Below are 26,372 nucleotides of genomic sequence, written 5' to 3'. Positions count from 1 at the left end.
TTACCTTATAATGAACCTTTCTACCCCTAACAAATACAACGAGAAATTTCGGGATGCATTAGCCCAGCTTAACCCCGAACAACTGGCCGCAGTAAACAAAATGGATGGCCCTGTTTTGGTTATCGCTGGCCCGGGAACGGGAAAAACGCAAATACTGGCGGCCCGCATCGGTAAAATATTAACTGAGACCGATGCCAATGCCCACGAAATCCTTTGCCTTACTTATACCGATGCCGGAGCCGTGGCCATGCGCAAGCGTCTTTTTGAATTTATCGGCCCTGATGCTTACCGGGTGAATATATATACCTTCCATGCTTTTTGTAATGAAATTATACAGGAAAACCTGGATTATTTCGGGAAGCTGAATATGGAGGCCCTGTCTGATTTGGACTCGGCGATGCTATTTCGGGAGCTGGTGGATGAATTTGCGAACGACCACGTACTAAAGCGTTTTACCGGCGACATTTACTATGATGCGCCACGTTTAAAAAGCCTTTTCTCGGCCATGAAAAGCGAAGGCTGGGATGAGGCGTTTATTCAAAAAGCTGTCCGGGAATACCTGGATGATTTGCCCAACCGCGAAGAATTCATTTATAAAAAGGCAAACGTTAAAGCGGGCATTAAAGCCGGTGACTTGAAGCAGAAAGATATCGACAAGGCCCATGATACCATGAAAAAACTACTGGCTGCAGTAGGTGAATATAAAAACTTCGACCGAAAGATGAAGGCCAGGAGCCGGTACGATTATGACGACATGATCCTATGGGTATTAAAAGCCTTCCGTGAGAACGAAGAATTGCTGCGACGCTACCAGGAGCGCTATCAATATATATTGGTAGACGAGTTCCAGGACACCAGCGGTTCACAAAATGAGCTGCTAAAATTTATATTGAATTATTGGGAAACGCCTAACGTGTTTGTTGTGGGTGATGACGATCAGTCGATCTTCAAATTCCAGGGCGCTAATATGAAGAACATCCTGGACTTTGCGAATGATTACGTTAGTTCACTCTACACCGTAGTTTTAAGGCATAATTATCGTTCCAATCAACACATTCTCGATATTTCGAAAGCGCTGATAAACAACAACCGCGAACGTTTAACAGCACAATTAGCCCTCGATAAAAACCTGAAAGCCGCCCATCCGCGATTCGATAGCCTAATGGTTGAGCCCGTGATAAATGAATACGAAAACCCGGGTAAGGAACTGGTGGATGTTGCTGAGCAAATAAAAAAGTTGCTTGAACAAGGCACCAAGCCTGCAGAAATAGCTGTGATTTATCGCAACCACAGCCAGGTTGAGGAACTGATTCAATACCTGGACACGCAAAATGTAGCCGTTAACACCAAGCGCAAAATCGACATCTTTACCCTGCCATTTGGTGAGAAGATCATCAATATCATGCGATACCTCGCCATGGAAATGGACTCGCCTTATAGCGGCGACGAGCTGCTGTTCGAGGTAATGCACTATGATTTCTTCGATATTGCGCCTATTGAAGTCGCCAAGGTAAGCGTTGCGGTAACCCAGGAAAATTACGCCACGTCGCGTAACAATCAGCCTAAAACGTCGATGCGGCAGTATATCAGCGACATGAAGCTGCCTGCGCAGACCGGACTATTTGAGAAGACGCCGAATTATGGGATGAAGTTTTTGGTAAGCGATATAGATTACCTGCTGAACTATTCTGCCAGCAATACGTTGCAGCAGCTTTTTCAGCAACTAATAGCTAAAATGGGCATCCTGAAATACATCATGCAGCAGCCCGACAAAGGCTGGTATATGCAGGTGCTCACTAATTTCTTCGATTTTATAAAAGACGAAAGCCGCAAAAACCCGGAAATAAAGCTGGCAGATATTGTAGCCACCATCAAGCTGATGAAGGAAAATAAAATCCGGCTGGATTTGAACCAGGTTATCTTTTCGGAAAACGGCGTCAACTTCCTTACAGCGCACGGCTCAAAAGGATTGGAATTTGAACACGTATTTTTAATAGGATGCACCAAAAAGATATGGGACAGCAAGGGCCGCAACCATGGCTTTAGCTACCCGGACACCCTCACACAGGCGGCAGACGACGAGATAGCCCAAAAGGAAGAGTCGCGCCGGTTGTTTTATGTTGCCCTTACACGCGCTAAACAGCATTTGTATATTTCATTTGCTAATAAGGATAAAAACGGCAAGGAGCAGGAGGCATCGCAATTTGTAGGGGAGATCCTGGCTGAGACAGACTTGCAGGTGCGATATCCGGAGGTAAGTGCCGATGCCATGATAAACTTTGCAGCCCTGCAGTTCAGCGAGGCGGACAAGCCAAAAGTGGAACTGCTGGACAGGAATTATATAAACCTGTTATTGCAGGATTATACCCTTTCGGTGACGCATTTGAGCAATTACCTGGACTGCCCGCTAAAGTTTTATTTTCAGTGTTTGATCAGGGTACCTTCAGGTAAAAGTCCGGCTGCTACGTTTGGTCAGGCTGTGCACTGGGCCTTGAACAAAGCATTCAGAAGTTTAAAAGATGATGGCAATGAGTTTCCGCTGACGGAGGATTTTATGAAGGAGTTCCGCTGGTATATGTACCGCAACCGGGATTCGTTTACGAAAGAAGATTTTAAATTGCGCCTGGATTATGGCGAGAAAATACTGCCGCCTTATTATACCCAGAATATTGAAACCTGGAACAAAAACGCGGTTACCGAACGCAGCATAAAAAATGTAGAAGTAGCAGGCGTGCCCATAAAAGGTAACCTTGATAAAGTAGAATTTAACGGCAAGGAGGTTACTGTTGTGGATTACAAAACCGGCAAGTTAAAATACGCCAAGGACAAATTTAACCGCGGAGGGCTGGAAGAACCCGGAGGTGATTATTGGCGCCAGGCGGTATTTTATAAGATATTGGTAGATAACGACCGTACCCTGGACTGGCAGGTGGTAAGCACGATATTTGAATTTGTTGAACCGGTTGATGACGAGTATTACAAAGAAAAGGTAGTAATAACCCCCGAGGACACCGAAATAGTGACCAGCCAGATAAAAGATGTTTACCAGAAAATAATGAATCACGAGTTTGCCACCGGCTGTGGCAAAAAGGAATGTGATTGGTGCCATTTTGTGAAGAGTAATTTTAAGCAGGTGGGGAATGTAATGCAGGAAGAGGAAAATTTGTAATTTTATTCAGAGCTGCAAACTATGGTGGCTTTACGATAAATAATCTATGAAAAAACTATTACTTATTATCCCCGCATTTGTTATTCTGCGAACATCCGCCCAAACCATCATCAAACAGGATAACTCCATTAAACAAATGGTTGATGAGGTATCCTCAAAAAACATCGAGGCCAATATCCGCAAACTGGTGAGCTTTAAAAGCCGGCACACCTTAAGCGACACGACCAGCAAAACAGAAGGCAGCGGCGCAGCGCGCAACTGGATAAAGGCAGAAATGGAAAAATATGCAAAGGAATCGACGGGCCGGATGACCGTGGAATTCGACACATTCACCCAACCTAAAAGCGACCGTATAGATAAGCCCGTAAAACTTAAAAACGTGCTGGCTATTCTAAAAGGAACTGACCCGAATGACACCCGGGTTTACATTGTTTCCGGCCATTATGACTCACGGGTTAGCGATGCGATGAACACCAATTCGGTAGAACCGGGCGCCAATGACGACGCTTCAGGTTCTGCAGTATCAATGGAATTGGCAAGGGTAATGTCTAAATGGTCATTCCCGTCAACCATCATATTTATGTGCGTTGTTGGCGAGGAACAGGGAATATATGGCTCTGCGAATGTAGCCAAACGTGCAAAGGCTGAAAAATGGAATGTAGACGCCATGCTGAATAATGATATCGTTGGTAACACCCATGGCATGGACAATGACATTAAAGACAACAAAAGCGTACGTGTGTTTAGCGAAGGTGTTCCGACTACAGCAGCCAGAAACGAACGTGAAATATCCGCGCTTATATCGCGCGGGGGCGAGAATGATAGTCCATCGCGCGAGCTGGCGCGTTACATTAAAGAAACCGCGGAGCGTTATGTAGATAACCTGGATGTAAGGCTAATTTACCGCCGAGACCGTTTTCTGCGTGGCGGCGACCATACTTCATTTCAGCAACAAGGCTTCACCGCCGTCCGGATTACTGAAATGAATGAAGACTTTACCCGTCAGCACCAGGACATCCGCACCGAAAAAGGCGTAGACTATGGCGACCTGCCTGATTTTGTCGACTTCAATTACGTACAAAAGGTAGCGCGAATGAACCTGTCGGTACTGGCCAACCTGGCCCTCGCTCCAGCTGAGCCGGAAAATGTGGGCGTAATAACCAGCGGCTTAACCAATAAAACTACTCTAAAGTGGGAAGCACCAAAAGCAGGTAAAAAACCAGCAGCCTATTATGTGCTGATGCGCGAAACCATCAGCCCGTACTGGGAGAAGAAGTTTTACGTAGAAGGAACAGGGATCACACTGGATTACTCAAAGGATAATTACTTTTTTGCGGTGCAATCGGTGGATGATAAAGGTCACGAAAGCTTGCCGGTATACCCTAAGCCAGTGAGGTAATTGTGTAGTAAAACGCAGCTTTATCTTGAATTAAGAGATACTTACGCTATGGTATTTATTGTACTGCCGCCAGGATTATTTTACGCTGCGCTTTAATACGATATAATAACCTGCTATAAACACTGCTATTGCTACTGCCAAACTCACCCAGGTTTCGTGGGTAAACATGTTAATGGTTATCTCCGGCATTTTGCCGGATACCCCGTTGTCTTTCGGATGGGTTTGAGATAGTGCCTTCATTGCCATCATGGGGTGTGAGTATGGGAAAAGGTAAGCGTATTCCCAATTATTTGAGGCCAGGATGCTGCCGGTTATGGTGCAAACAAACCCGATGCCCATCGGCTTTAAAAAGTCGCTGAATAAAAGGCTCAATAAAAATTGAATGGAAAGTATACCCAGCGCAGCAAGGAAAAACTTAAGGTAAAGCTGCGTCAAAAGGCCGGCAACACTATATTCGTTAAATTTCAGGCCCGGCTTTACAATACTCAGCAAGTTTCCAAAGCCAAGTGTAAAAAGCACAAATAGGGCAAGACATAAGAACACCAGGAATAGCGCATAAAAATATTTTGCTGCATAAACCGAAAGCTTGGATAACGGCAAGCTAAAAAGTGTTTTCCATGTATCGGCCTTATGCTCAACGTTATTTACCGAATAGGCAATAAAGATGATGAGCATCGGCAGTAACAGCAGTCCCATTATACCCAGTATAGCGCCGGCGAACTGCAGCCATAACATCATACCCGGCGTATTGATCAATTTATCGCTTTTAATAAAGAAACCGACAAATAGCAACAGGCAAAGCAGAAGGGGCAGTAAAACACTGCTCCAGAAACCCATGGTTTTGCGGGTTTTATAAAATTCAGACCGGAACGATAGTATAAATCCTTTCATAGTGCCTCAGGCATTTTGTGTGATGGCTAAAAATAATTTTTCCAGGTCCTGTTGTTGCTTGTTAATGCTGTAAACAGTATAGTCGTTTTGGTTAAGCAGGGCATTTATAGCGCCCATGTTTTCCTTTGATGTAAACGGAACAAACAGGTAATGGTCATTAACTTCGGAAACTTCGATGTTATTTCTCTTCAGGAAATTAGCAGCGTCAACTGTTTTATCGGTTTCAATTTGAACAGACGGTTTACTTAATGCTTCCAGTTCTGCAATACTTCCCTGGAACATCAGCTCCCCAAAATTGATAATACCAACATGTGTGGCCATTTTTTGAATTTCTGCCAGCAGGTGGCTTGAGATAAAAACGGTTTTGTTATGCACGCTGGTCAGTTTTACAAGCAGTTCGCGAATTTCGATGATCCCATTGGGGTCGAGGCCATTAGTTGGCTCATCGAGTATCAACAGTTTCGGGTCGCTTAATAAAGCCAGCGCAATACCGAGGCGCTGTTTCATACCCAGCGAATATTGGCCTGCCTTTTTATTTGCTGCCTGAGATAAATGTACCAGGTCGAGCATATCATCAACCCGCTTTTCAGGCACGCCAAGTAATAATGCCCGGTTCATCAGGTTTTCTTTGCCGCTTAAGTGAAGATAAATGGCAGGCTGCTCTATCAGCGAGCCTATTTGCGACAGAATTTCGATACGGTTGCTTTGCAGCTCCTTATCAAATATATGAATGCTGCCCTCCTGCGTTTTAAGCAGGTTGAGCAGCAATTTTATGGTGGTGGTTTTTCCGGCGCCGTTTGGGCCAAGGAAACCGTAAATACTTCCTTCCGGTACTTGTAACGATAATGATTTAACAACCGTTTGGCTGCCAAATGTAAATGTCAGGTTCTGTGTGCTGATTACCATACTTTTTCTTTGGCTACAGCGCATACAGTTTTTACCAGGTTAACGCTTTTAATAAAAAGCGAAGTAGCCTGAACCTTAGGGGTGCCAACAATAATTTCCCTTTTTTGCTGAAACTGGTAACTTACCCCCATTATCAAGGCAAATAAAACCGGAACCAATAATAATATAAAAGGATTCGAATTTTTGATGAGCGTTTTCATTGTGATTATTTTATGATACAAAGGTTTAAGAAAAAAATTACCTGCTAAAAACATTTAGACCAACACACGGGATTTATAGATAAACGGCGGAATAGAGAAAGCAACCAGTTCGTCGGATTTTTAGGGCCGTTCATCGATAAAACGGTGTGCTATATATAATATAAATGCTTTAAAGCGCTTTAAATAGTATCTTAGGTGTAATGAAAAAAACTCGCTGGCAAGTAATCTGGCACATCGTTATCTGGTTAGCGCTAATCTCGTTTATCATATTTATCAGTAAAACAGATTCCAAGTTAACATCAAAAGAACTATTCATCATTTTTGTGCCCTACGCAGCAGTAAACCTGAGCTTGTTTTATCTTAATTATTTGCTGCTTATACCGCAATTTATGGATAAGAAGAAGTACGGCGCCTACGCCCTGGCTATCGTCTTTACCATTATTGCCTTCGGCTTTATAAAATATGGCGTTGCCTTAATGTTCAAAAAGGTGCTGCTTACAGGGGCGAAGGGCACCGTAACCACTTTCGGCTCTTATTTTTTTCATACTGTTTTTATCAGCATTATTTTCCTGTTTTTGAGCACTGTATTGAAATTTACCGTGGATTGGTTTTTGAACGAACGGATACAACGCGATCTTGAAAACCAGCGGCTTAGCGCAGAGCTGGCATTTTTAAAGTCGCAGATAAACCCCCACTTTTTATTCAATTCTTTAAACAGTATCTATTCGCTGGCTTATCAGCGATCCGCAACAACGCCTGATGCCATACTTAAGCTCTCAGAGATCATGCGTTACATGCTGTACGAATGTAACGACAACAAAGTTGATCTGTCAAAAGAACTGCAATACCTGCAAAATTATATCGAGTTGCAAAAAATACGTTTTAGCGACAAAGCTTACATCGATTATAAGGTAGAAGGCAAGGTTGTAGCGCAACAGATAGCGCCTTTATTGCTTATCGCCTTTATTGAAAATGCCTTTAAACATGGCGTTGCAAACAATCCGCTTACCCCCATCCGCTTGCTGATTGACGTTGACGATGAGCACCTCCATTTTTACATGCAGAATAAAAAACACACTAATAATCGCGACGCATCCGGCGGAATTGGTTTGAATAATGTAAAACGGAGACTAAATTTGCTTTATCCGAACAAGTATAACCTGGACATCCGCGATGAGGCGGACACCTATACTGTTGAATTATCATTAGTTTTATAACATGATCAGATGCCTTATTGTTGACGACGAGCCTTTGGCATTGCATATACTGGAAGATTATATATCAAAGATTCCATTTTTGCAATTGGTTAAGGCCACAACAAACCCTATTGAAGCACTCACCCTGGTGCAGGAAAAACAGATAGACCTGGTGTTTCTGGACGTGCAGATGCCGGAACTTACCGGCATACAGTTTTTGCGCATAGCCAACGGCAAGGCAAAGGTTATATTAACAACTGCTTATCCACAGTACGCCCTGGAGGGTTATGAGCTTGATGTTATAGATTATTTACTTAAGCCTATCGCCTTCGACAGATTTTTCAAATCAGTACAAAAAGCACAAAGCGTTTTGCAGCCGACAGCGGTGCCAGTTCAGCCCGAGCCGGTACAGCAGCAGTTTCAGCAACCGCAAAATGACTTTTTAAGCGATTTTATCTTTGTAAAAACCGAGCATAAGATTCAAAAGGTATATTTAAACGACATCCTTTTTATCGAAGGCTTAAAGGACTATATTTCCATCTTCACTCCGGCCGAGCGAATCATTACCCTCCAAAATATGAAGAAAATGGAAGACGCCCTGCCGGAAAAGAACTTTATCCGCGTGCATAAGTCGTACATTGTATCTATCAACAAAATAGACAGTATTGAGCGCAGCCGTATTTTTATCGGCGATAAAGTGATACCCGTAGGCGATACTTACCGGGAAGATTTCTTTAAGATTATTGACGGGAAGAATATTTGAGCCCTCAGCCAATAGGGGAGTACATAGTCGCCACCGTTTCCCCTTCAGGGGGTCTGTGGGCTCTGCCCTAATGCTTTCTTTATTTCGTTCTCTGCTTCCAATACTATCTCATCTGCCTTTTTACCATCCGTTTCAACGGGTGGCAGTACCGTCCAACTCATAGAAATAAAAGTGTTTAGTGGAAATTTCCCGAAACGTACCATCTTCCATGAATTATTAATAGCTACCGGAACTACCAGTGCGTCGGGACATTTTTTTAGCAGCATAGCCACACCCGCCCCCTGGAATTTGCGGACTACACCATCTGCCGAACGGGTGCCTTCCGGAAATATCATAGCCGACCACCCTTTGGTTTTCATATCTGTTCCTAAACGACCCAATTCAGCCATGGACTGTCGCGGGTCTTTACGGTCGATGTTGGCAGCACCGCCATGGCGCAGGTTATATGATATAGACGGGATTCCCTTGGCCAGTTCAATTTTTGAAACGAACTTGGCATGATAACGGCGCAGAAAATAAATCATCACCGGTATATCGTATAAGCTTTGATGATTAGCCACAAAAATTACAGGCCGGCCGACAGGTATTTTCTGTTTGTCGGTAAACGAAACCGTATTACCCAGTAAGTAGTAAGTGCTTACCAGGAAGAAATTCAGTACATCTACCGATTTCTTATGCGCTGCATAACCAAAAACGTTAAAGCAAAACCACTGTATTGGCTGAAAGATGACCAGTACAAGCCCAAAAAAGATATAATGAATTGGAGATAGTAGAATGCCCAGTATCTTTCTCATATTGTAGCGCAAAGGTAATATTTTAGTTGAATGCTTTTAAGCCCTAAAAATGGAAGAACCCCGAAGAGCGAAAGAGGCAGCAATTAATCAAATCCAACTTAAGCAACTCCTTATAGCTTCCCTTCCAGAATCATTAACCGAACCTTAAGGACTGCGGCAACGGTTATTGCATCGGTTATGTTACCGTCGTAAACCATTTGACAGACGTCGTCGAATGGTAATTTCTTTATAATAAGTTGCTCAGTATCTTCCGGTTCAGATTCAAATTGCTTTAATCCGCGGGCAAGGTAAACGATGCTCGATTCGTCGCTAACTGAATTGGAAAGGTGCAGCCGCTGTATCTCGCTCCAGCTATCCGCCTTTAACCCGGTTTCTTCGAGCAGTTCGCGCTTAGCCGACTCCAACGGATCGACATCCGGTAGCCCGCCACCTTCAGGTAATTCCCAACTATATTGGTCAAGCGGAAATCTGAATTGCCCTACCAGGTAGGTATTCATTTCATCATCCAGCGGCAAAATACCGATGGCCAGGTTTTTAAAGTGCACTTTGCCATAAATACCCGGATTGCCCGAAGGGTTAATCACCTGGTATTCGGTCAGGTTTAGCCAGGGGTTATCGTAAACAGTTTTTTCTGAAGTGATTTGCCAGGGGTTTTCTTCGGGGTGATGCATCCTTCAAATATATGAATATGGCGGCAACTTACCTCCCAAACGCCCACGCTAAAAACTTTGGCATAGCTTTAGCCCACGTTTCTGTATTATGGCCGCCGCCTACCATCTCCATGTATTGAATATCTTCCGGACGGGTAAAGCCTTTACCTTCTAATTCCTTTATCAGGTCTATGGTATCATCTATAGAGTCGATGATACCGTTTTTGTTGCGGTCGCTGGTTTCGTCTTTGGTACCGGTCTGCAGCCAGATTTTGATATCGGGTTTTACTGGCGTGTTTTTTACGATGTCGTGCATAATGCGGTCGCCGTCGGTGTAACCTTTTGCCAGGTCTTTGCTCCTCCACCAAAACGAGCCGGAGAAAACGCCCACTTTATTAAACAACCCGGGGTTATTCCAGGCAATATCTAAAGCAGACAATCCCCCTAAAGAAAAACCTGCGTAAACCGTTGAGTTAAATTTTTCTATCCCGGTTAGTTTAGTGATACCTGGCAGCAATTCTTGTTTTATAAACCCGGTGTAAAGGCCAGCTTTTGCGCCGCGCTTTTTAAAATCAGGCTTGCCGGCGGTGCCATATTCCTGCAGGCGTTCTTCCCCGGCATGTACCGCCACAACCACCACGGGTCTGATACGGCCATAGTTGTTGAGCTCAGCCAGAGTATCCTTTAAATGTATGGCTTCGAGCTCCTGACCATCGTTCAGTAATAATAAATTAAGGGGCTCGGTTATATCGTTATCATCCGGCATTAATAATGTGCATACTACATCGCGCTTCAGCACATCTGATTTAAGGGTAATATTTGTTTCAGTGATAGCAATCTCCATCTCCTGCCAGCTCGCGTACATCTCTATTCAATTAATAAGGCGGCAAAAATACAGAATTGAATTTGAAGATGCGGCAATTTGAAAATTTGATGATATTGATTTGATAATTAATCGTTTTCTAAAATTTTCCGATCGGCTAATCATTAAATTTTTGAATTAAATTTTCTACCTTACATTCACAAAAAACGCAAACATTTTGGTTGAAAAATATCACCGCTGGTATTCCCAAAACCTGGGGACAGATGTAGAAATGCTGGTTTTTGGCGACCGGGGTTACCCCATCATATTGTTTCCAACATCACAGGGAAGATATTTTCAGAACAAAGATGAAGGACTTATAGAGAGCGCCCGGTGGTTTATTGACGAAGGGCTGGTAAAAATTTATTGCCCTGACAGTTTCGACTGGCTTACCTGGTACAACAAGAGCATCCATCCGCTTGAACGTGCCAGCCGTTACAACTGGTATGATAAAATGCTGAACGATGAACTGGCTCCGTGGGCTATGCAAGAAACCGGGGCAAGCAGGATAGCGACTGCGGGCTGCAGCTTTGGCGGATACCATGCAGCCAATTTTGCCTTGAAACACCCGGAAAAGGTGGGTAACCTGTTCAGCATGAGCGGCGCTTTCGATATTAAGCAATTTATGGATGGCGTTTACAGTGACGATGTGTTTTATAACAACCCTGTAGATTATTTGCCCGGCAGCAACCAATCCGGCTTGTGGCATATGAATATTATTTTAGGCACGGCGGAGCATGACATTTGTCGCGACGATAATAACAGACTATCAAACATTTTGAACCAAAAACATATTAGTCATTGGTTGGACGTACGCCCGTTTGCCAGTCATGATTGGCCGGTTTGGAAGGAGATGTTTCCGCATTACCTGTCGACAATCAGGTAGGTACGAGATTTGAGATTATTGAATTGACACATAACATATATCGAAACCGCAACCGGGCTGCCCACTGCAAACCGGCAACTGTAAACTAATACCACCACCCATGAAAAAAATAGGCATCTTATTCGGACAGGAAAAATCATTTCCGGAGGCTTTTGTTGAACGCGTAAATCAAAAGGCCGAAAAAAATATAAGCGCGGAGTTTGTCCGCATCGACAAGGTTATGCAGGCCGAGCCGCTGGATTATGCAGTGATTATCGACCGTATATCGCAGGATGTGCCTTTTTACCGCGCAACGCTGAAAAATGCGGCCATTTGCGGTACCGCGGTGATCAATAATCCTTTCTGGTGGAGCGCAGATGAAAAGTTCTTTAACAATGCGTTGGCGGTAAAAATTGGTGTCCCGGTGCCAAAAACCGTCATTCTGCCGTCAAAGGAATTACCGGATGATACGACCGACCAATCATTCCGCAACCTGGCTTACCCGCTCGACTGGGAAGCAATATTTAATTATGTGGGTTTCCCCGCCTATATGAAACCTTTTGACGGTGGGGGATGGAAAGAAGTTTACCAGATTAATAACCTGGATGAGATGTGGGATAAGTATGGGCGCACTAAACAATATGTAATGATGCTGCAGGAAGAGATTATTTTTGAAGACTATTTTCGCTGCTATTGCATTGGCGGCAAACACGTGCGCATTATGCAGTACGAGCCGCGCAACCCCCATCATTTGCGTTATGAACATGGTAAAGCTCCGGCAGCTAAAAAGTTACTCGACACAGTTAAGAATTATGTAATTAAACTTAATAAGTATCTCGGCTACGACTTTAACACCGTCGAGTTTGCTGTGCGCAATGGCGTACCCTACGCAATAGACTTTTGCAACCCTGCTCCTGATGCGGAGGTAACCAGCGTTGGCCAGGATAACTTTGAGTGGGTTGTTGAAACTGCCGCTGATTACGCTATTGAGCGTGCTAAAAAACAAAAAGATGATATGGACAACCTTACCTGGGGAGAGTATGTAAAAACGAGTGCAGCCAGGGAACAACTGTTATCGTCAGAAAAAAAAGTTGAAAAGAAAGCTGATAAAAAAGAAGCAGCTACCGGCCGGGTAGACCACCCGATTACTGATGAGGGTACCATCATCACCGGTCCGGCAAAACCAAAAAGAACAACCAAAAAGTAAGGATAGCTTTAACAAATGATTTTGATATCCGTCCATAACTTCGCGCAATTACTATGTTTAATTTTTTAAAGAAGAAACCTGCACCTTCGGTTGTCGCATCTGTTCCGTCCGGAGACGGCTTTTTATCAGAAATGAAAGAAAAAGCGCAGGAAGAGTTACCTTACCTGATTGGCTTTATAGAAGAAAACGGAGCACAGGAAGACCTTTTCAGATATGCTGTAAAAGCTAACTTCATAGAAAACGGGCATTCTGAGCATATGTGGGTACAGATTTTTGACTTTAAAAACGGAAGTTTTCACGGTAAATTGGCTAATAAGCCTAATACTGTTAAACAGCTTAAGTATGGCGATGACGTGGTTGTGAAACCTGATGACGTCGAGGATTGGATTTTAGAAGATTTTCTTACGTGCACTAAAGTTGGCGGCTTTTCAAGTAAATATATTCGTGAAAAATCTGAACAACAATAAAAACGAATAATACAACCTAAATTATGAACGAATTCACCTTAGGTGTAGAAGAAGAATTCATGGTGGTTGACCCTGTGAGCAGGGAATTAAGATCTCATGAACAAAAAATTGTCGATGCCGCCCAAAAAATACATGAAGACCAGGTAAAAGCCGAAATGCACCAGGCAGTGGTTGAGGTAGGCACACATATTTGCCATAACACCGCCGAGGCCCGCAAAGAGGTAACTAAACTGCGCGGTACGGTAGCACAGTTGGCCGGCGACATTGGCCTCCGTATCGGCGCCGCAGGCACTCACCCTTTTTCCCACTGGCAGCATCAGTTGATCACTGATCATCCGCGGTATTTTGAGATAGTGGATGAAATGCAGGAAGCCGCCCGCTCTAACCTCATTTTCGGTTTACACGTACATGTGGGCATCCAGTCCCGCGAAATGGCAATACACATCGCCAACCAGGTGCGTTATTTTTTGCCGCACGTTTATGCCCTGTCGACGAATTCTCCATTTTGGGAAGGCCGCAATACAGGGTTCAAATCGTTCCGTACAAAGGTATTTGACAAGTTTCCGCGCACTGGTATACCTGATTTTTTTAGCAGCATCGAAGAATATGACAACTATATCAAACTGCTGGTAAAAACCAATTGTATCGACAATGCCAAAAAAATCTGGTGGGATATACGAGTGCATCCTTTTTTCGAAACCATTGAATTCCGCATTTGTGATTGCCCGATGCTGATTGATGAAACGATGACCTTTGTGGCACTGTTTCAGGCCCTGTGTGCTAAATTGTATAAGCTGAGGCAGCAAAATATGTCGTTTATCAGCTATAACCGCGCGCTGATTAACGAAAACAAGTGGCGCGCAGCCCGGTACGGCATTGATGGGAAAATGATTGATTTCGGTAAAGAGATGGAAGTAAACACACGTTCGCTGATACTGGAGTTGCTTGATTTTGTTGACGATGTGGTTGACGATTTGGGCTGCCGCGATGATTTAAACTACGTGCATAAAATACTGGAACATGGCACAGGCGCCGACAGGCAGTTAGCAGTTTACCAGCAAAATAATAACTTTGCCGATGTTGTCGACTACATTACGTCGCAAACATTAAAGGGAGTATAATTCTAAAATGACAAATTCAGATAAGCCGGAAATCAAAGTCGCCATACTTGATTTTTATAATGGGATTGCGAACGAGGGCATGCGTGGTTTCCGCGAGATATTAGACAGATACAAAGTAAAAAACGGCCTTAACCTTAGCTACCAGGTTTTTGATGTACGCAAAAAAGTTGAGGTTCCGGGCAAAGAATTTGACATTTATATTTCCAGCGGCGGTCCCGGCGACCCGCTGGAGAGTGAAGGCAGCGAGTGGGAGAAAAAATATTTCCAGTTGATCGATAAGCTGGAAGATCATAACTTCTCAAACACATCGCAAAAGAAATATGGCTTTTTTGTTTGCCATTCTTTCCAGCTGATGTGTCGTAAATACGCGTTGGGACATGTGAATATGCGTAAGTCGCCCTCATTCGGCGTTTTGCCGGTTCACCAAACCAAGGCCGGTAAGCACGACCCGGTGTTTGAAAACATGGCCGATCCTTTTTATACGGTTGATTCGAGACTTTGGCAAGTGATTAACCCTGATGAAAAACGTTTCGAAGAACTTGGCATGCAATTGCTGGCTATCGAGAAGGAAAGACCGCACGTAGATTTGCCGCGTGCAATGATGGCTATCCGTTTTAGCGATTATTTTTTCTCGACGCAGTTTCATCCTGAAGCGGACTCAAAAGGCGTAAAATCCCTACTGCTCAAAGAAGAGAAAAAGAAAGAGGTAGTATCTGAGCACGGCATTGAAAAATACAACGAAATGCTGACACGGCTGGATGACCCGGATAAAATTACGTACACTCAAAATACCATGATCCCCAACTTTTTGGACCAGGCAATTTGGAGTTTGCAGGAGGCCTGAACTCGGATTAGAGGATGTGAGGGATAAAAAAGATTTCAAACCGGAGGTGTAGAGACTCGGTACTCCGGTCTCCGGCGGGCAGGTCGCCACAACTATAGATGGCTGAATAGTTTGTGATCTGCATTGAAACGCCAAGCATCTCTGCGGAGGCCGCAATCAAATTCGGCCCGTACGTAAATTATAACATGAAATGAACCCATCCATCCGTAAAACATATAATGCAAGCTTCACCGGCGAAAAGTATCAAAGCTTTTTAAATGCATTGAGCGAAGGTTTAAGCAGTCCTATCCCCTTTCGCGTTGCGGAAACACCGGTGTTCTTAACGGACGATTTTCGTGATAGATTGATTACCGCCGGCGAAGATATTATCACCACCATTTTACAACCCGGCTTTAAAGACCTAACCGAACGTGCCATTCCTGAAAAATGGCGTGTAGCAAATGAAAACGCCCATCCGCATTTTATCGCTCTTGATTTTGGCGTTTGTAAAGATGAAGCCGGCAATATAGTGCCAAAACTAATAGAGTTGCAGGGCTTTCCTTCCCTTTTTGGCTTCCAGGTAAAGATGAGTGATGAATTTAGTGCAAACTTTGATATACCTGGCAACCAAACCGTTTACTTCAATGGCCTTGACAGGAATGACTATATCGAACTGCTGCGAAAAACTATAGTTGGCGATTGCAACCCCGAAGAAGTCGTGGTAATGGATGTCGACGCCTTTCATCAAAAAACCTATGTCGATTTTTTTCAAACACTTAAACTGATAGGCACACCCGTTATTGAGTTAAGCGACCTGCAGCAAGATGGCGACGATCTCTATTATCAACATAATGGCAAAAAACAGCGTATCAAACGCATTTACAACCGCCTGATATTTGATGAGATCGAAACCGATGCCCGCATATTCGATAAGGTGGTTGATGTAAGGCAGCCGCTAAATGTGGAATGGATAACCCATCCTAACTGGTTTTACCGCATCAGTAAATTTACAATGCCGTACCTGCAAGGCGAGTATGTACCTATAACACAGTTCGTTCATCAACTTAAAGAAATACCTGCCGATTTAGACAATTACGTACTTAAGCCATTATTTTCTTTTGCCGGTCAGGGTGTAATCATCGACGTTACAGAAGATGATATTAAAAACATTAAAGACCCGGAAAACTGGATCCTGCAGGAAAAAGTAAATTACGAGCCAGTAGTAGAGGCGCCCGATGGCGGTGTAAAGGCTGAAATACGACTGCTATACCTTTGGCCGGATGGCGATGAAAAACCTACCTTGGCCATCAACCTCGCGCGCTTAAGCCGCGGAAAAATGATAGGCGTACGCTACAATAAAGATTTCGACTGGGTAGGCGGTACGATTGCGTTTATGAGTGAGGGGGAATTTGAAACCAGTATATCCGGTATGAGACAAATATGAGGGCGACAACATCTGCCTCATCATACAAATCTCATTTATGAAGCTATCTTAAACCAAATCATATTTCGCTTGTCTACGTTATATATAAATTGTATTAAATTTGTGACGTGAATATCCAGTTGATTATAATAGCAATACTTTTTGTAGCAGCGGTTTTTTATGTAGGCAGGCTGATGTATAAAAATCTGTTTGTAAAAAAAAGCTGTGGTACTAACTGTAAATGCGGTGTCGATTTTTCTGCCATCAATCCGGACAAACTATCCAAATAACGGCGGAAATCAATTTATATACCTTTAGCAGGTATAAATTATTTATTTGATAGATTTTAATGGCCGATAAACAGGTTTTTCAAACTGATACCCCGAGTAGATGGATCCGTTTTAAGTGGCTTAGCCGCGCGATTATTATCCTGCTGCTGGCAAGCGTAGTGGCTGCGGCTATTACTGTAACCTCCAAGCATTATCCCACACTCCCGAATTTAAACCCGACGCCTAAAAAGCTGAGTAAAGAAGAACTGGAGCAGCTAAAAAGGTCGAAGAAGTTTAAGGATTTCAAAATAGATATAAAAGAAATCGAAAAACTTGCGAAGGCCCGCCATTTACACCAGTTGAAGCGCCCTAACAATAAGGACCGCATAAACGCTGCCTTTTACCGCCCCTGGGAAGCACAAGCCTATGCCTCATTAGCAGAAAATTATACCAAGTTAGACATGGTTGTCAGCGAAGGCCTCTTTATAACGCCGAAGCATGATACGATGGTTGCGAATGTTGATACCGGCTTGATTAACCTTAGTAAAAAGCACCGGAAAACGTCAGTTTTGCTCACTTTGTCGAATTATGTTAATGAAACCAATACCAGTGGCGGCTACGATAGCAGGGACATTGAACGGATTATCAAGGATAAAAAGCTTAGGGCTGAGTTTATTAATAACCTGGCAAGCCAGCTCGCCAGATATAAATTCCAGGGCATAAACCTTGATTTTGATGAAATAAAAGACCGTAACAGTAAAAACTATATTGAATTTGAAAATGAGCTGTACAGGGTGCTTCATGCAGCCGGTTTCCTGGTCACTCAAAACGTAATAGCCGAGGATGAGCAATTTAACCTCGAGCGTTTGGCAAAGATCAACGACTTTTTGTTCGTGATGGCGATTGACCAGCATAACGAAAGCAGTAATGCCGGCGACCTTTCGAACCAACACTGGGTTGAACGCATACTGGACGACGTTTGTACGCGGATACCAAGTGAAAAAGTAATACTAACGGTTGCAGGCGGCGCGATAGACTGGCCTGAAAGCAGTGTCGGCCATTCGATAGGCTATCAGCAGGCTATAGGTATTGCACAGGAAAAAAAGAGCAAAATAACGTTCGACCCATTGTCGGCTAATCTTCATTACAGTTATTTTGATGATGACAGCCTTCAGCATACAGTATACTTTACCGATGCAGCCACCAATTTTAATGTCATCCGGATGGCTGACGATTGGGCTACCGGCGGTGTTGCATTATGGCGTATGGGTGCGGAAGACCCGCGGCTGTGGACGTTTTTTCCAAAAAACCTTTCTATCGATTCGCTGCGAAAAACCGGCATAGATGTTAAAAGACTTACCTCGGTAGGCTTGAATAATAAAATTAACTATGATGGCGACGGCGAGGTGCTTGACTTAATTACCACACCTGATACAGGGCATATAGACGTTCATCTCGACACCAATAATTTTATTATTACCAACCAGGCATATAAAAAGCTGCCTACCAAATATGTAATCAGGAAGTATGGTTATGCGCCAGGCAAAATCGTACTGACCTTTGACGACGGACCCGATCCTGACTATACGCCGCGCATCCTTGATATTTTAAAAAAGGAAAAAGTGCCGGCCGCATTTTTTGTGGTAGGCTCCATGGCCGAAAAAAATGTATCGATCCTCAGACGTGAATTTGAAGAAGGTTATGAAATTGGTAACCATACCTACTTTCACCCGGATATATCAACAGTCAGCATTCAGCGTGTAAACCTTGAGTTGAACGCAACCCGCAAACTGATTGAGTCGGTAACCGGACGTAGCACCATTTTGTTCAGGCCGCCATTTAACGCCGACGCAGAGCCACAAACTCTTGCCGAGGTAATCCCCGTAGCGGAAAGCCGCAAACAAAGTTATATCAATATCGGTGAGTCAATAGACCCGTGGGATTGGCAACCGGGCGTAACAGCGGACAGTATCATCGCCCGTACCATAAGACAAAAAGACGCCGGCTCAATGCTGTTATTACACGACGCCGGCGGCGATACCCGTGAAGAAACTGTAAAAGCGCTGCCGGAAATTATTCATTTCTTTAAAAGCCACGGCTACAAGTTTACCACCATAGCTGATGTATTGGGCAAAACCAAAGATGACCTAATGCCGCCAATAAAAGATGATGCCAACTCAGGTGTTTTAGGTACGCTTTACAACATCTGGATACAGTTCTATTTCTACGGAAACTGGTTCTTGTTATATCTTTTTCTTTCGGCTATTTTCCTGGCGGTAGGGCGTGTGGTGTTGATTGGTATTTTAGCAATAAGACAATACAGGGAAGACAAAAAGGTTAACCGCACCACCATTGACCCGGCGACGTTACCCGCGGTAAGCATTATTGTACCTGGCTATAATGAGGAAGTTACAGCAATAAAAACTATTCAAAGCCTGCTTAAAACCGAATATAACGTTTTCGAGATAATTTTTGTTGATGATGGTTCCAGGGATAAAACATATGAACTGGTTAACACTGCTTACGGTAATCACCCGCTGGTAAAGGTGTTAACCAAGCCAAACGGCGGTAAAGCCTCAGCCTTAAATTTTGGCATAAGCCACGCACAGTACGATTTTGTAGTTTGTATAGATGCCGACACCCAGTTGAAGGATGACGCTATTTACCATTTGATGACCTATTTTTCTGATGCAGAAATCGGCGCTGTTGCAGGGACGGTTAAAGTAGGTAACGAGATTAATATTATCACACGCTGGCAGTCTATCGAATACATAACTGCTCAGAATATGGATCGCAGGGCATTTGATTTAGTAAATAGCATAACTGTAGTTCCCGGCGCGATCGGCGCATTTCGCAAGGCAGCTATCTATAAGGCCGGCGGCTTTACTTATGACACGCTTGCCGAAGATTGCGACCTGACAATGCGCATATTGAAACAGGGCTATATCGTAAAAAATTGCGCAGAAGCGATTGCTTTTACCGAGGCGCCTGAAACCCTTAATGGCTTGCTGAAACAGCGCTTTCGCTGGAGCTTTGGCGTGATCCAAAGTTTCTGGAAAAACAAAGATGCGCTTTTTAATAAAAAGTATAAGTTCTTCGGTATGCTGGGAATGCCTAATATACTGTTGTTTCAAATCATTCTTCCCTTATTTTCGCCACTCGCCGATTTGATAATGATATTTGGTTTATTTAGTGATAAGCCCGGAAAAATATTATTGTTCTATGTTGCCTTTGTGGTGATTGACTTTATTGTATCAATCATTGCCTTCTGGATGCAAAAAGAGGATTATAAAAAACTGGTTTACATTATCCCGCAACGCTTTATATGGCGCCAGCTGATGTACTATGTACTTTTTAAATCCATCCGCAAGGCGTTAAAAGGCGAATTAAGCGGCTGGGGCGCGTTAAAAAGAACAGGAAACGTGACCATCCGGAAAGACGTGCCTGTTACGAATGAATAGGTGCCGCTTTATTCTTAACGATGCGTTTGCCCGGTAGGTTATGTAAGTCCCGGGTCTATTTATGTCCGGACTTCTTTTCTATCAAACAGACGGCATAAGCTACTATTCCTTCCTCGCGACCGATAAAGCCAAGTTGCTCATTGGTAGTAGCTTTAATCGAGATATCCTCTGCGTCGATCCCTGCAGCCTGCGCAATATTAGCCTGCATTGCAGGAATATGCGGGTTGATTTTCGGCGCTTCGAGGCATACCATTGCATCGATATTATTTATGTCCCAGTTTTTTTCGCGCAGCAATTCCATTACATGCTGTAACAGTACCAGACTACTGATACCCTTCCACCGCTCATCCTTATTTGAAAAATGATAGCCAATATCGCGCAGGTTAGCTGCACCAAGCAGCGCATCACAAATAGCATGCAATAACACATCGGCGTCTGAATGACCATAAGCACCCGAGTGATGCTCCAAATTTACTCCGCCCAAAACAAAAGGGTGTCCGTTCTTTAGCTGATGGACATCAAACCCAAACCCGACCTTAATTTTAGCCATTATCTTTTTTTAGAATTTGTATCGCCACCAAAGCTGGCAGATAAAGTAAACCTTAAAGTATTGGCGAGCGGACTATTCTGCTGGCTGGCTGCGAGGTATGAAAAATCGAAACGGAATGCGTCATATTTCAACCCGATGCCGGCTGTGAGGTAATGCGCCCCGCCTTTATTAGCATTCTGGTAAAAGTAGCCCGCCCTGATTGCAAACAGCTGGTTATACCAATATTCTGCACCTGGAGATATAGATATTTCCTGCAATTCTTCGTGAAAACCGCCTGGTGCATCCGAAAATGAGCCAAAAATGCCCGCCGGTACGGAAACGTTATCGTCTTTGCCCTTGATGATATTACCATTCTGATCCCTGATTGGTGGCGTGGGCACCAAAAGTTTGTTTAAATCGACGGTTAAGGTAATTTGATTATAATCATCGAGGTTAATGGTATTAGCTACTCCGATCTTAAGATTTGCAGGGAGGAAATATTTAGGCCCGCCATCGCTGTAACTGATCTTTGAGCCGATGTTAGAGATGTTCGCGCCAAAAGCAAAAATGGCGTCGCTGCCAAACTCCTGGGTGGGCTTATTGTAATACATTGATACGCCGGCGGCCAATGCGTTGCCCGCTTTAGCCTGCTGGCCGGAACCTGTTGCGAAAGCTGCATTTGACAGGCTGGAATGTATAAAACCGACTGTTAACCCAAGCGAAAAACTTTCGCCAAACTTGCGCGCAAATGATGTATTTAAAGAAAATTCGTTGGGTGTATAAGTACCCTGGTTATTCTGTCCTTCGTCTGTAAGCTGGATGCTTCCGTAGTTGAAATATCGCAGTGAAGCTCCGATCGTGTTACGCTCATCAAGCTTATGTGCATAACTTAAGTACGATAAACTGATATCAGGAACCAGTTGACGCAGCCACGGGCTATAAGATAACGATACATTGTCATTACTCTCCAGGTAGGCCAGTTTTGACGGGTTCCAATAAGTGGCATTCACATCAGGAGTTATAGCAACACCAGCATCACCCATGGCCCCGGAGCGGGAATCGGGTGTGATATTCAAAAAAGGTACTGCTGTAGGTATAGCTGTCGAGTAATTTGAGCCATTAGAGCTTGTTTGCGACATTACCAGCGAGGGCAATAAAATGAAAATCGACAAGACAATGGCTTTGCTATATAAAAACTTCATCTGTGAAATTTACTCTTGCTTTTAAAGTAATAAATATATGCTAATTAGGGCCTATTACGTACAATTGTATCAATAAGTTTTCCACCGAAAAAGTTAAAAGGATGCAACTTATAGCGTAGTTTGCCCGTAAAAAGCCAGGTAAAGTTTAAATTCTTTTCGGGGTAAAAGTTAAAAAATTAGCATTTTAGGCAAAATGTATTAAATTTACCTCTTAAATTAACTGTAAGAACATGAGAGTATTTTTTACTAAGACTGCCATAGTATTGTTGGGAGCAGGATTTGTGTTAAGCAGCTGCAGTAAACGTCAGCAATCCAGTAAAACCGGGTTGACTTATAACGACAAAAACAACGGCGGGTATGAACGTTTCAGGCAGACGCACCCCTCTCCCGGCCCCGGTCTTATCCCCATTGAAGGCGGTACTTTCGTGGTAGGTGGCAGCGCCGACCAGGATGTAACTTATGAATATAACAACACCAAGCGCCGGGTAACCATCCCATCCTTTTATATGGACGAAACAGAGGTATCCAACCAGGATTGGCTTGACTATCTGCATTGGATAAATATCACGTTCCCTCAAGACCGTGAACTGTACTATAATGCTATACCCGATACGCTTGTATGGCGCAGGCCGCTTTCATATAACGAGCCTTATGTTGATAACTACTTAAGGCACCCGGCATTTCAGGATTATCCTGTAGTAGGTGTAAGCTGGACACAAGTTCAGGATTACTGTCAATGGAGAACCGACCGTACAAACGAAAATATCCTTCGTGAACGCGGTAATTTAGTTGCCTGGAAAGATCTGAATGGTAATGGAAAAGGCAAGAATGCCACCGCTGCGGCAGCAAGCAAAGAACCATTCAATACTGATATTTATCTGAATAACCAGATGCGTGGCCCTGGTATTGACGGGAAAAAGATGCTCCCAGATTTAAGCCCGAATGCAAAGCCGGCAGCCGGTGCAACCGGCAAAGCCGGTAAATTGGTTAGACCAGTACGTATGGAAGATGGCATCCTGAAGCAAGGATATCGCCTGCCTTCAGAGGCCGAATGGGAATATGCAGCGCTTGGGCTGATAGGCAATACACAATTTGAAAATATTGACGACGGCAAAGTTTATCCGTGGAATGGTCTTGGTGTTCGCTCCTCTAAAAAAGCAACACGCGGCCTTATACTGGCTAACTTTAAGCGTGGCATGGGCGACAATGCCGGTGTAGGCGGCTATTTGAACGATAAGGCCGACATTACCGCGCCGGTAAGGGCGTATCCGCCAAACGACTTTGGCTTATATAACATGGCAGGTAACGTAAATGAGTGGGTTCAGGATACCTACCGCCAAACCTCGTTTGAAGAATTTGATGATTTCAATCCCTTCCGTGGTAATGAGTTTACTAACAAAAGATTGGCTGACCCTACCAAAGGTCTGTATGCAAAAGATAAATATGGCAGGCCGATAAAAGATCCGTCAAAGTCGAACAGAAAGATGAAGTACAGTGAGCTAATAGCCCTGCAGCAGGCACAGGCCAGTGGTACTGATGCTAATGCTGCGCAAGCCGCGCCTGCAAACGGCGCAACTCCTGCAAATGGAAATACATCTGCAACCCCTCCGGGTGGCCTAAGAGCTGATTTAGCAGGCAAACCATACAATGCCGACTACAGGGGTTATAATGATACCGTTAACACAGCGTTATACGGCAAAACTACCCTTGTTAACGACCATTCGAAAGTTTACAAGGGCGGTTCATGGAACGACATGGCTTTTTGGCTCAACCCTGCAACACGCAGGTTTATGGACCAGGACGATGCAAGCGCAGAGGTTGGTTTCCGTTGTGCAATGACGCTGGTTGGCGCTCCGGAAATTCACCCTGAAGGCAAACCCCACTACAGCATTAAAAAGGCTAAGCCATATAAGGCAACCCGCTAACAGATGTTCCGAAGATATATATGACAATAAAAATGCGCCCGGATGAGGCGCATTTTTATTTATGGGATCATTTGAGCAGAAACTTACAGGGTTTGGGGAATGCCGTAACTTAGGATCTACAGTCAAAAACTCGCTGATTTCGAAGATCCAGGTTCAAAAATTTTCAGAACATCATGAGAACCTGGTTCTTTTCAACCTTGTCTCCAGGTTTTATTTTGATTGTTTTAACAGTAACATCGGTAGGAGCCTTAATAATATTTTCCATCTTCATTGCTTCTAAAACAAACAGGTTATCACCCTTTTTAACCTCCGTACCTTCGGTAACAAAAACCTTTAACACCAAACCGGGCATGGGGGCCTTGATCTCGCTGATTTTAGTGGAATTTAAGTTACTCAGGCCAAGTTTATCCAGCAAAATATCAAACTGGTCCTTTGCAGTGATGTTATAGATGTTATTATTAACCTTAATTTCAGCTGTTTTATCTGACGGGTTAAAACTAACTACCTCAACATTGTATGATTGAAGATCATTAATTACGTGATACATGGTCGCATTTAATAGCGATATGTCGGCAGCGGCTGCCTCGCCATTTATTAAAAGCTGGTCCCCGTTTCTTTCTGTTTCGTAATTGAATTGGTTATTTATCGTTAATTTATACATTTTAGTTAAGATATGAGGTGCAAATACAGACCGGTAGAGTCTATTGTGTTAAAACATACTGAATTATATTGGCGCCCATTTTAAGCGCTTTTATACGGTTTTCCTGGGTGTCATTAGCATAAGTACCGTAGTCCTCCCATCCGTTGCCCAGATCGCATTCATAAGTGTAAAAACATACCAGGCGGCCTTTATAAATCAGGCCAAAGCCCTGCGGGCGCTTACCATCATGCTCATGAATTTTGGGCAGGCCGTTTGGAAATTGAAATTTTTGATGATAAATAGGATGATTTAAAGGTAATTCTACAAAATCAAGTTCCGGAAACACTTTTTTCATCTCGCGACGGATAAACTGGTCAAGGCCGTAATTATCGTCGATATGCAGAAAACCTCCGCCGGTAAGATACTTTCGGAGGTTGCGTACATCCTGATCAGAGAATATAACATTGCCGTGTCCCGTCATGAAAATAAACGGATAATTAAATATCTCGGCGCTGCCAACTTCAACCACCTCATCTTCCTGCTGAAAATTGGTCCTAAGGTTGTCGTTGCAAAACTTTATCAGGTTAGGCAGGGCTGTACGGTCGCCATACCAATCTCCCCCGCCACTATATTTAAGTTTGGCCATTTTATAGGTCGGGGCAGTAAAACTGGTGTTAATTATAATAAGAATTAAGGCAAAGACAAATATAGCAACAGGTTTAAAACTCATTACCCTGCGGATAAGCTTTTCCCTCTTCCCGCATATTGGTGGTTGTTTTTCCATAGCCACTCCACCAATAATTTTTGTTATACCTTCAGACATTATAAAGCTTTAGCTAATCAACCCTATTCAAAAAATTCACCTCGAAACATGCCTCCAGGGCGGCCGTCTCTGTTCTTAAACGACTTTCCCCTAAAGTTATGGCTTTATACTGATTTTTTAATGCGATATCTACTTCATCAAGTGTAAAGTCACCTTCGGGACCTATCAGTATTAAACTGCGGCTTTGCAATTGCAGTTCATTACGCAGACTTACTTTGTTGCCCTCCTCGCAATGCGCAATAAATTTTTGCCCGTTAAAAGCGTTTGCAATAAAGCGGTTAAAGGCAACAGCCTCATTTAGCACAGGATGATAGGCCTTTAATGATTGTTTCATGGCAGAGGTGATTATCTTATTCAATCTCCCGGTCTTTACCTCCTTGCGTTCGGAACGCTGGCAAATTAAGAATGATATTTCATCAATCCCTATTTCGGTAGCTTTTTCCAAAAACCATTCGATCCGTTCAATGTTTTTTGTCGGAGCGATGGCGACGTGCAAATAGTGATTTCGCTTGCGATACCCGTTAATAACAGACTTTATTTCGAGGATAGTGCGTTTAGGATGCGGATCTATAATAGCCGCCACATAAAGGCCGCCCTTACCATCTATGAGCTGCACTTCGTCGTCCTTTTGCAGGCGCATCACACGTATGGCATGCTTACTCTCCTCTTCATCCAAAAAAAATTGTTTATGTAAAGGATTAATGCCGGGAGTATAAAATAGATGCATTTTGAGGTGAAAGCTGAAAGCGTAAAGCTAAAAGGTATTGTGGAATTATCCTAATTGCAG

Annotated in this window: 24 protein-coding genes; 13 read left to right on the top strand and 11 right to left on the bottom strand. The window is 43.6% G+C overall.

What is annotated here, in order from left to right; translation table 11 throughout:
- The first annotated feature begins 10 nt into the window (after positions 1-10).
- Positions 11-3,169, top strand: a complete 3,159-nt coding sequence (locus Q3W13_RS02070) for an ATP-dependent DNA helicase (protein ID WP_302860960.1) — start codon at positions 11-13, stop codon at positions 3,167-3,169.
- 46 nt (positions 3,170-3,215) lie between these two features.
- Positions 3,216-4,568, top strand: a complete 1,353-nt coding sequence (locus tag Q3W13_RS02065) for a M28 family peptidase (protein ID WP_302860947.1) — start codon at positions 3,216-3,218, stop codon at positions 4,566-4,568.
- 75 nt (positions 4,569-4,643) lie between these two features.
- Here Q3W13_RS02065 and Q3W13_RS02060 read toward each other — a convergent pair whose 3' ends face one another.
- From Q3W13_RS02060 to Q3W13_RS02050, 3 genes are read right to left on the bottom strand one after another with little or no spacing between them, the layout of a single operon-like run.
- Positions 4,644-5,459 carry an ABC transporter permease gene (locus tag Q3W13_RS02060; protein ID WP_302860945.1) on the bottom strand — a complete coding sequence of 272 codons (816 nt, stop codon included), beginning with the start codon at positions 5,457-5,459 and terminating at the stop codon, positions 4,644-4,646.
- A 6-nt stretch (positions 5,460-5,465) separates the two neighbouring features.
- The gene (locus tag Q3W13_RS02055; RefSeq protein WP_302860944.1) at positions 5,466-6,365 is read right to left on the bottom strand and encodes an ABC transporter ATP-binding protein; all 900 of its coding nucleotides are present in this window, start codon (positions 6,363-6,365) and stop codon (positions 5,466-5,468) included.
- The gene (locus Q3W13_RS02050) at positions 6,359-6,565 is read right to left on the bottom strand and encodes a hypothetical protein (RefSeq protein ID WP_302860942.1); all 207 of its coding nucleotides are present in this window, start codon (positions 6,563-6,565) and stop codon (positions 6,359-6,361) included. The genes Q3W13_RS02055 and Q3W13_RS02050 overlap by 7 nt, the downstream gene beginning before the upstream one ends.
- 200 nt (positions 6,566-6,765) lie before the next feature.
- Between Q3W13_RS02050 and Q3W13_RS02045 the strand changes: the two genes are divergently transcribed.
- Both Q3W13_RS02045 and Q3W13_RS02040 read left to right on the top strand, forming a co-directional pair.
- Positions 6,766-7,782, top strand: a complete 1,017-nt coding sequence (locus Q3W13_RS02045; protein WP_302860939.1) for a sensor histidine kinase — start codon at positions 6,766-6,768, stop codon at positions 7,780-7,782.
- A 1-nt stretch (position 7,783) separates the two neighbouring features.
- Positions 7,784-8,524: a LytTR family DNA-binding domain-containing protein gene (locus Q3W13_RS02040; RefSeq protein ID WP_302860938.1), complete on the top strand. Its 741-nt coding sequence runs from the start codon at positions 7,784-7,786 to the stop codon at positions 8,522-8,524.
- A 44-nt stretch (positions 8,525-8,568) separates the two neighbouring features.
- Here Q3W13_RS02040 and Q3W13_RS02035 read toward each other — a convergent pair whose 3' ends face one another.
- From Q3W13_RS02035 to Q3W13_RS02025, 3 genes are all read right to left on the bottom strand, one after another.
- Positions 8,569-9,318 (bottom strand): 1-acyl-sn-glycerol-3-phosphate acyltransferase, encoded by a 750-nt coding sequence (locus Q3W13_RS02035; RefSeq protein WP_302860937.1) that lies wholly within the window; start codon positions 9,316-9,318, stop codon positions 8,569-8,571.
- Positions 9,319-9,428: 110 nt separating this feature from the next.
- A complete protein-coding gene (locus tag Q3W13_RS02030; RefSeq protein WP_302860935.1) occupies positions 9,429-9,989 on the bottom strand; it encodes an NUDIX hydrolase in 561 nt (186 codons plus the stop codon).
- 28 nt (positions 9,990-10,017) lie between these two features.
- Complete coding sequence (locus Q3W13_RS02025) at positions 10,018-10,833, bottom strand: esterase family protein (RefSeq protein WP_302860934.1); 816 nt, start codon at positions 10,831-10,833, stop codon at positions 10,018-10,020.
- Positions 10,834-11,008: 175 nt separating this feature from the next.
- On the opposite strand from Q3W13_RS02025, the gene Q3W13_RS02020 reads away from it, so the two are divergent.
- The 8 genes from Q3W13_RS02020 to Q3W13_RS01985 all read left to right on the top strand — a co-directional run bounded on the left by Q3W13_RS02020 (position 11,009) and on the right by Q3W13_RS01985 (position 20,466).
- Positions 11,009-11,716, top strand: a complete 708-nt coding sequence (locus Q3W13_RS02020; RefSeq protein ID WP_302860933.1) for an esterase family protein — start codon at positions 11,009-11,011, stop codon at positions 11,714-11,716.
- Between the two features lie 100 nt (positions 11,717-11,816).
- Complete coding sequence (locus tag Q3W13_RS02015; RefSeq protein WP_302860932.1) at positions 11,817-12,902, top strand: RimK family alpha-L-glutamate ligase; 1,086 nt, start codon at positions 11,817-11,819, stop codon at positions 12,900-12,902.
- A 53-nt stretch (positions 12,903-12,955) separates the two neighbouring features.
- A complete protein-coding gene (locus Q3W13_RS02010; protein WP_302860931.1) occupies positions 12,956-13,369 on the top strand; it encodes a DUF2314 domain-containing protein in 414 nt (137 codons plus the stop codon).
- A gap of 23 nt (positions 13,370-13,392) precedes the next feature.
- Positions 13,393-14,490 carry a carboxylate-amine ligase gene (locus Q3W13_RS02005; protein WP_302860929.1) on the top strand — a complete coding sequence of 366 codons (1,098 nt, stop codon included), beginning with the start codon at positions 13,393-13,395 and terminating at the stop codon, positions 14,488-14,490.
- 7 nt (positions 14,491-14,497) lie between these two features.
- Complete coding sequence (locus tag Q3W13_RS02000; protein ID WP_302860927.1) at positions 14,498-15,334, top strand: type 1 glutamine amidotransferase; 837 nt, start codon at positions 14,498-14,500, stop codon at positions 15,332-15,334.
- Positions 15,335-15,524: 190 nt separating this feature from the next.
- On the top strand, positions 15,525-16,757 hold the full coding sequence (locus Q3W13_RS01995) for a hypothetical protein (protein ID WP_302860925.1): 1,233 nt from the start codon (positions 15,525-15,527) through the stop codon (positions 16,755-16,757).
- Between the two features lie 107 nt (positions 16,758-16,864).
- Positions 16,865-17,026, top strand: coding sequence for a FeoB-associated Cys-rich membrane protein (locus tag Q3W13_RS01990; RefSeq protein WP_302860923.1), 162 nt, complete (start codon positions 16,865-16,867; stop codon positions 17,024-17,026).
- A 59-nt stretch (positions 17,027-17,085) separates the two neighbouring features.
- Positions 17,086-20,466, top strand: coding sequence for a glycosyltransferase (locus tag Q3W13_RS01985; RefSeq protein WP_302860921.1), 3,381 nt, complete (start codon positions 17,086-17,088; stop codon positions 20,464-20,466).
- 55 nt (positions 20,467-20,521) lie between these two features.
- Here the strand turns inward: Q3W13_RS01985 and ispF are convergent, their stop codons facing one another.
- Both ispF and porV read right to left on the bottom strand, forming a co-directional pair.
- Positions 20,522-21,016, bottom strand: coding sequence for a 2-C-methyl-D-erythritol 2,4-cyclodiphosphate synthase (gene ispF / locus Q3W13_RS01980; protein WP_302860920.1), 495 nt, complete (start codon positions 21,014-21,016; stop codon positions 20,522-20,524).
- The gene (gene porV / locus Q3W13_RS01975) at positions 21,016-22,197 is read right to left on the bottom strand and encodes a type IX secretion system outer membrane channel protein PorV (protein WP_302860919.1); all 1,182 of its coding nucleotides are present in this window, start codon (positions 22,195-22,197) and stop codon (positions 21,016-21,018) included. The genes ispF and porV overlap by 1 nt, the downstream gene beginning before the upstream one ends.
- 230 nt (positions 22,198-22,427) lie before the next feature.
- Between porV and Q3W13_RS01970 the strand changes: the two genes are divergently transcribed.
- Entirely contained in the window at positions 22,428-24,122 is a 1,695-nt protein-coding gene (locus Q3W13_RS01970) for an SUMF1/EgtB/PvdO family nonheme iron enzyme (RefSeq protein WP_302860917.1), read from the top strand.
- Positions 24,123-24,285: 163 nt separating this feature from the next.
- Here Q3W13_RS01970 and Q3W13_RS01965 read toward each other — a convergent pair whose 3' ends face one another.
- The 3 genes from Q3W13_RS01965 to Q3W13_RS01955 form a co-directional block, all read right to left on the bottom strand.
- Positions 24,286-24,783 (bottom strand): acetyl-CoA carboxylase biotin carboxyl carrier protein subunit, encoded by a 498-nt coding sequence (locus tag Q3W13_RS01965; RefSeq protein WP_302860915.1) that lies wholly within the window; start codon positions 24,781-24,783, stop codon positions 24,286-24,288.
- Between the two features lie 40 nt (positions 24,784-24,823).
- Positions 24,824-25,492, bottom strand: a complete 669-nt coding sequence (locus tag Q3W13_RS01960) for a DUF4159 domain-containing protein (protein ID WP_302861027.1) — start codon at positions 25,490-25,492, stop codon at positions 24,824-24,826.
- Positions 25,493-25,598: 106 nt separating this feature from the next.
- Positions 25,599-26,312 carry a 16S rRNA (uracil(1498)-N(3))-methyltransferase gene (locus Q3W13_RS01955; RefSeq protein WP_302860914.1) on the bottom strand — a complete coding sequence of 238 codons (714 nt, stop codon included), beginning with the start codon at positions 26,310-26,312 and terminating at the stop codon, positions 25,599-25,601.
- Between the last annotated feature and the right edge of the window lie 60 nt (positions 26,313-26,372).

The organism is Mucilaginibacter sp. L3T2-6, from assembly GCF_030519355.1.
Taxonomy (GTDB): Bacteria; Bacteroidota; Bacteroidia; order Sphingobacteriales; family Sphingobacteriaceae; genus Mucilaginibacter.
This window is presented reverse-complemented; position numbering and strand designations above follow the sequence as displayed.

Excerpts from the sequence above, each read along its gene's own strand:
- Q3W13_RS02055 (WP_302860944.1), bottom strand. The coding sequence starts at position 6,365 with ATGGTAATCAGCACACAGAACCTGACATTTACATTTGGCAGCCAAACG.
- Q3W13_RS02065 (WP_302860947.1), top strand. The coding sequence starts at position 3,216 with ATGAAAAAACTATTACTTATTATCCCCGCATTTGTTATTCTGCGAACA.
- Q3W13_RS02030 (WP_302860935.1), bottom strand. The coding sequence starts at position 9,989 with ATGCATCACCCCGAAGAAAACCCCTGGCAAATCACTTCAGAAAAAACT.
- Q3W13_RS02040 (WP_302860938.1), top strand. The coding sequence starts at position 7,784 with ATGATCAGATGCCTTATTGTTGACGACGAGCCTTTGGCATTGCATATA.
- Q3W13_RS01960 (WP_302861027.1), bottom strand. The coding sequence starts at position 25,492 with ATGAGTTTTAAACCTGTTGCTATATTTGTCTTTGCCTTAATTCTTATT.
- porV (WP_302860919.1), bottom strand. The coding sequence starts at position 22,197 with ATGAAGTTTTTATATAGCAAAGCCATTGTCTTGTCGATTTTCATTTTA.
- Q3W13_RS02000 (WP_302860927.1), top strand. The coding sequence starts at position 14,498 with ATGACAAATTCAGATAAGCCGGAAATCAAAGTCGCCATACTTGATTTT.
- Q3W13_RS01995 (WP_302860925.1), top strand. The coding sequence starts at position 15,525 with ATGAACCCATCCATCCGTAAAACATATAATGCAAGCTTCACCGGCGAA.
- Q3W13_RS02060 (WP_302860945.1), bottom strand. The coding sequence starts at position 5,459 with ATGAAAGGATTTATACTATCGTTCCGGTCTGAATTTTATAAAACCCGC.
- Q3W13_RS02015 (WP_302860932.1), top strand. The coding sequence starts at position 11,817 with ATGAAAAAAATAGGCATCTTATTCGGACAGGAAAAATCATTTCCGGAG.
- Q3W13_RS02050 (WP_302860942.1), bottom strand. The coding sequence starts at position 6,565 with ATGAAAACGCTCATCAAAAATTCGAATCCTTTTATATTATTATTGGTT.
- Q3W13_RS02070 (WP_302860960.1), top strand. The coding sequence starts at position 11 with ATGAACCTTTCTACCCCTAACAAATACAACGAGAAATTTCGGGATGCA.
- Q3W13_RS01965 (WP_302860915.1), bottom strand. The coding sequence starts at position 24,783 with ATGTATAAATTAACGATAAATAACCAATTCAATTACGAAACAGAAAGA.
- Q3W13_RS01970 (WP_302860917.1), top strand. The coding sequence starts at position 22,428 with ATGAGAGTATTTTTTACTAAGACTGCCATAGTATTGTTGGGAGCAGGA.
- Q3W13_RS02045 (WP_302860939.1), top strand. The coding sequence starts at position 6,766 with ATGAAAAAAACTCGCTGGCAAGTAATCTGGCACATCGTTATCTGGTTA.
- Q3W13_RS02025 (WP_302860934.1), bottom strand. The coding sequence starts at position 10,833 with ATGTACGCGAGCTGGCAGGAGATGGAGATTGCTATCACTGAAACAAAT.
- Q3W13_RS02010 (WP_302860931.1), top strand. The coding sequence starts at position 12,956 with ATGTTTAATTTTTTAAAGAAGAAACCTGCACCTTCGGTTGTCGCATCT.
- ispF (WP_302860920.1), bottom strand. The coding sequence starts at position 21,016 with ATGGCTAAAATTAAGGTCGGGTTTGGGTTTGATGTCCATCAGCTAAAG.
- Q3W13_RS02005 (WP_302860929.1), top strand. The coding sequence starts at position 13,393 with ATGAACGAATTCACCTTAGGTGTAGAAGAAGAATTCATGGTGGTTGAC.
- Q3W13_RS02035 (WP_302860937.1), bottom strand. The coding sequence starts at position 9,318 with ATGAGAAAGATACTGGGCATTCTACTATCTCCAATTCATTATATCTTT.
- Q3W13_RS01985 (WP_302860921.1), top strand. The coding sequence starts at position 17,086 with ATGGCCGATAAACAGGTTTTTCAAACTGATACCCCGAGTAGATGGATC.
- Q3W13_RS01955 (WP_302860914.1), bottom strand. The coding sequence starts at position 26,312 with ATGCATCTATTTTATACTCCCGGCATTAATCCTTTACATAAACAATTT.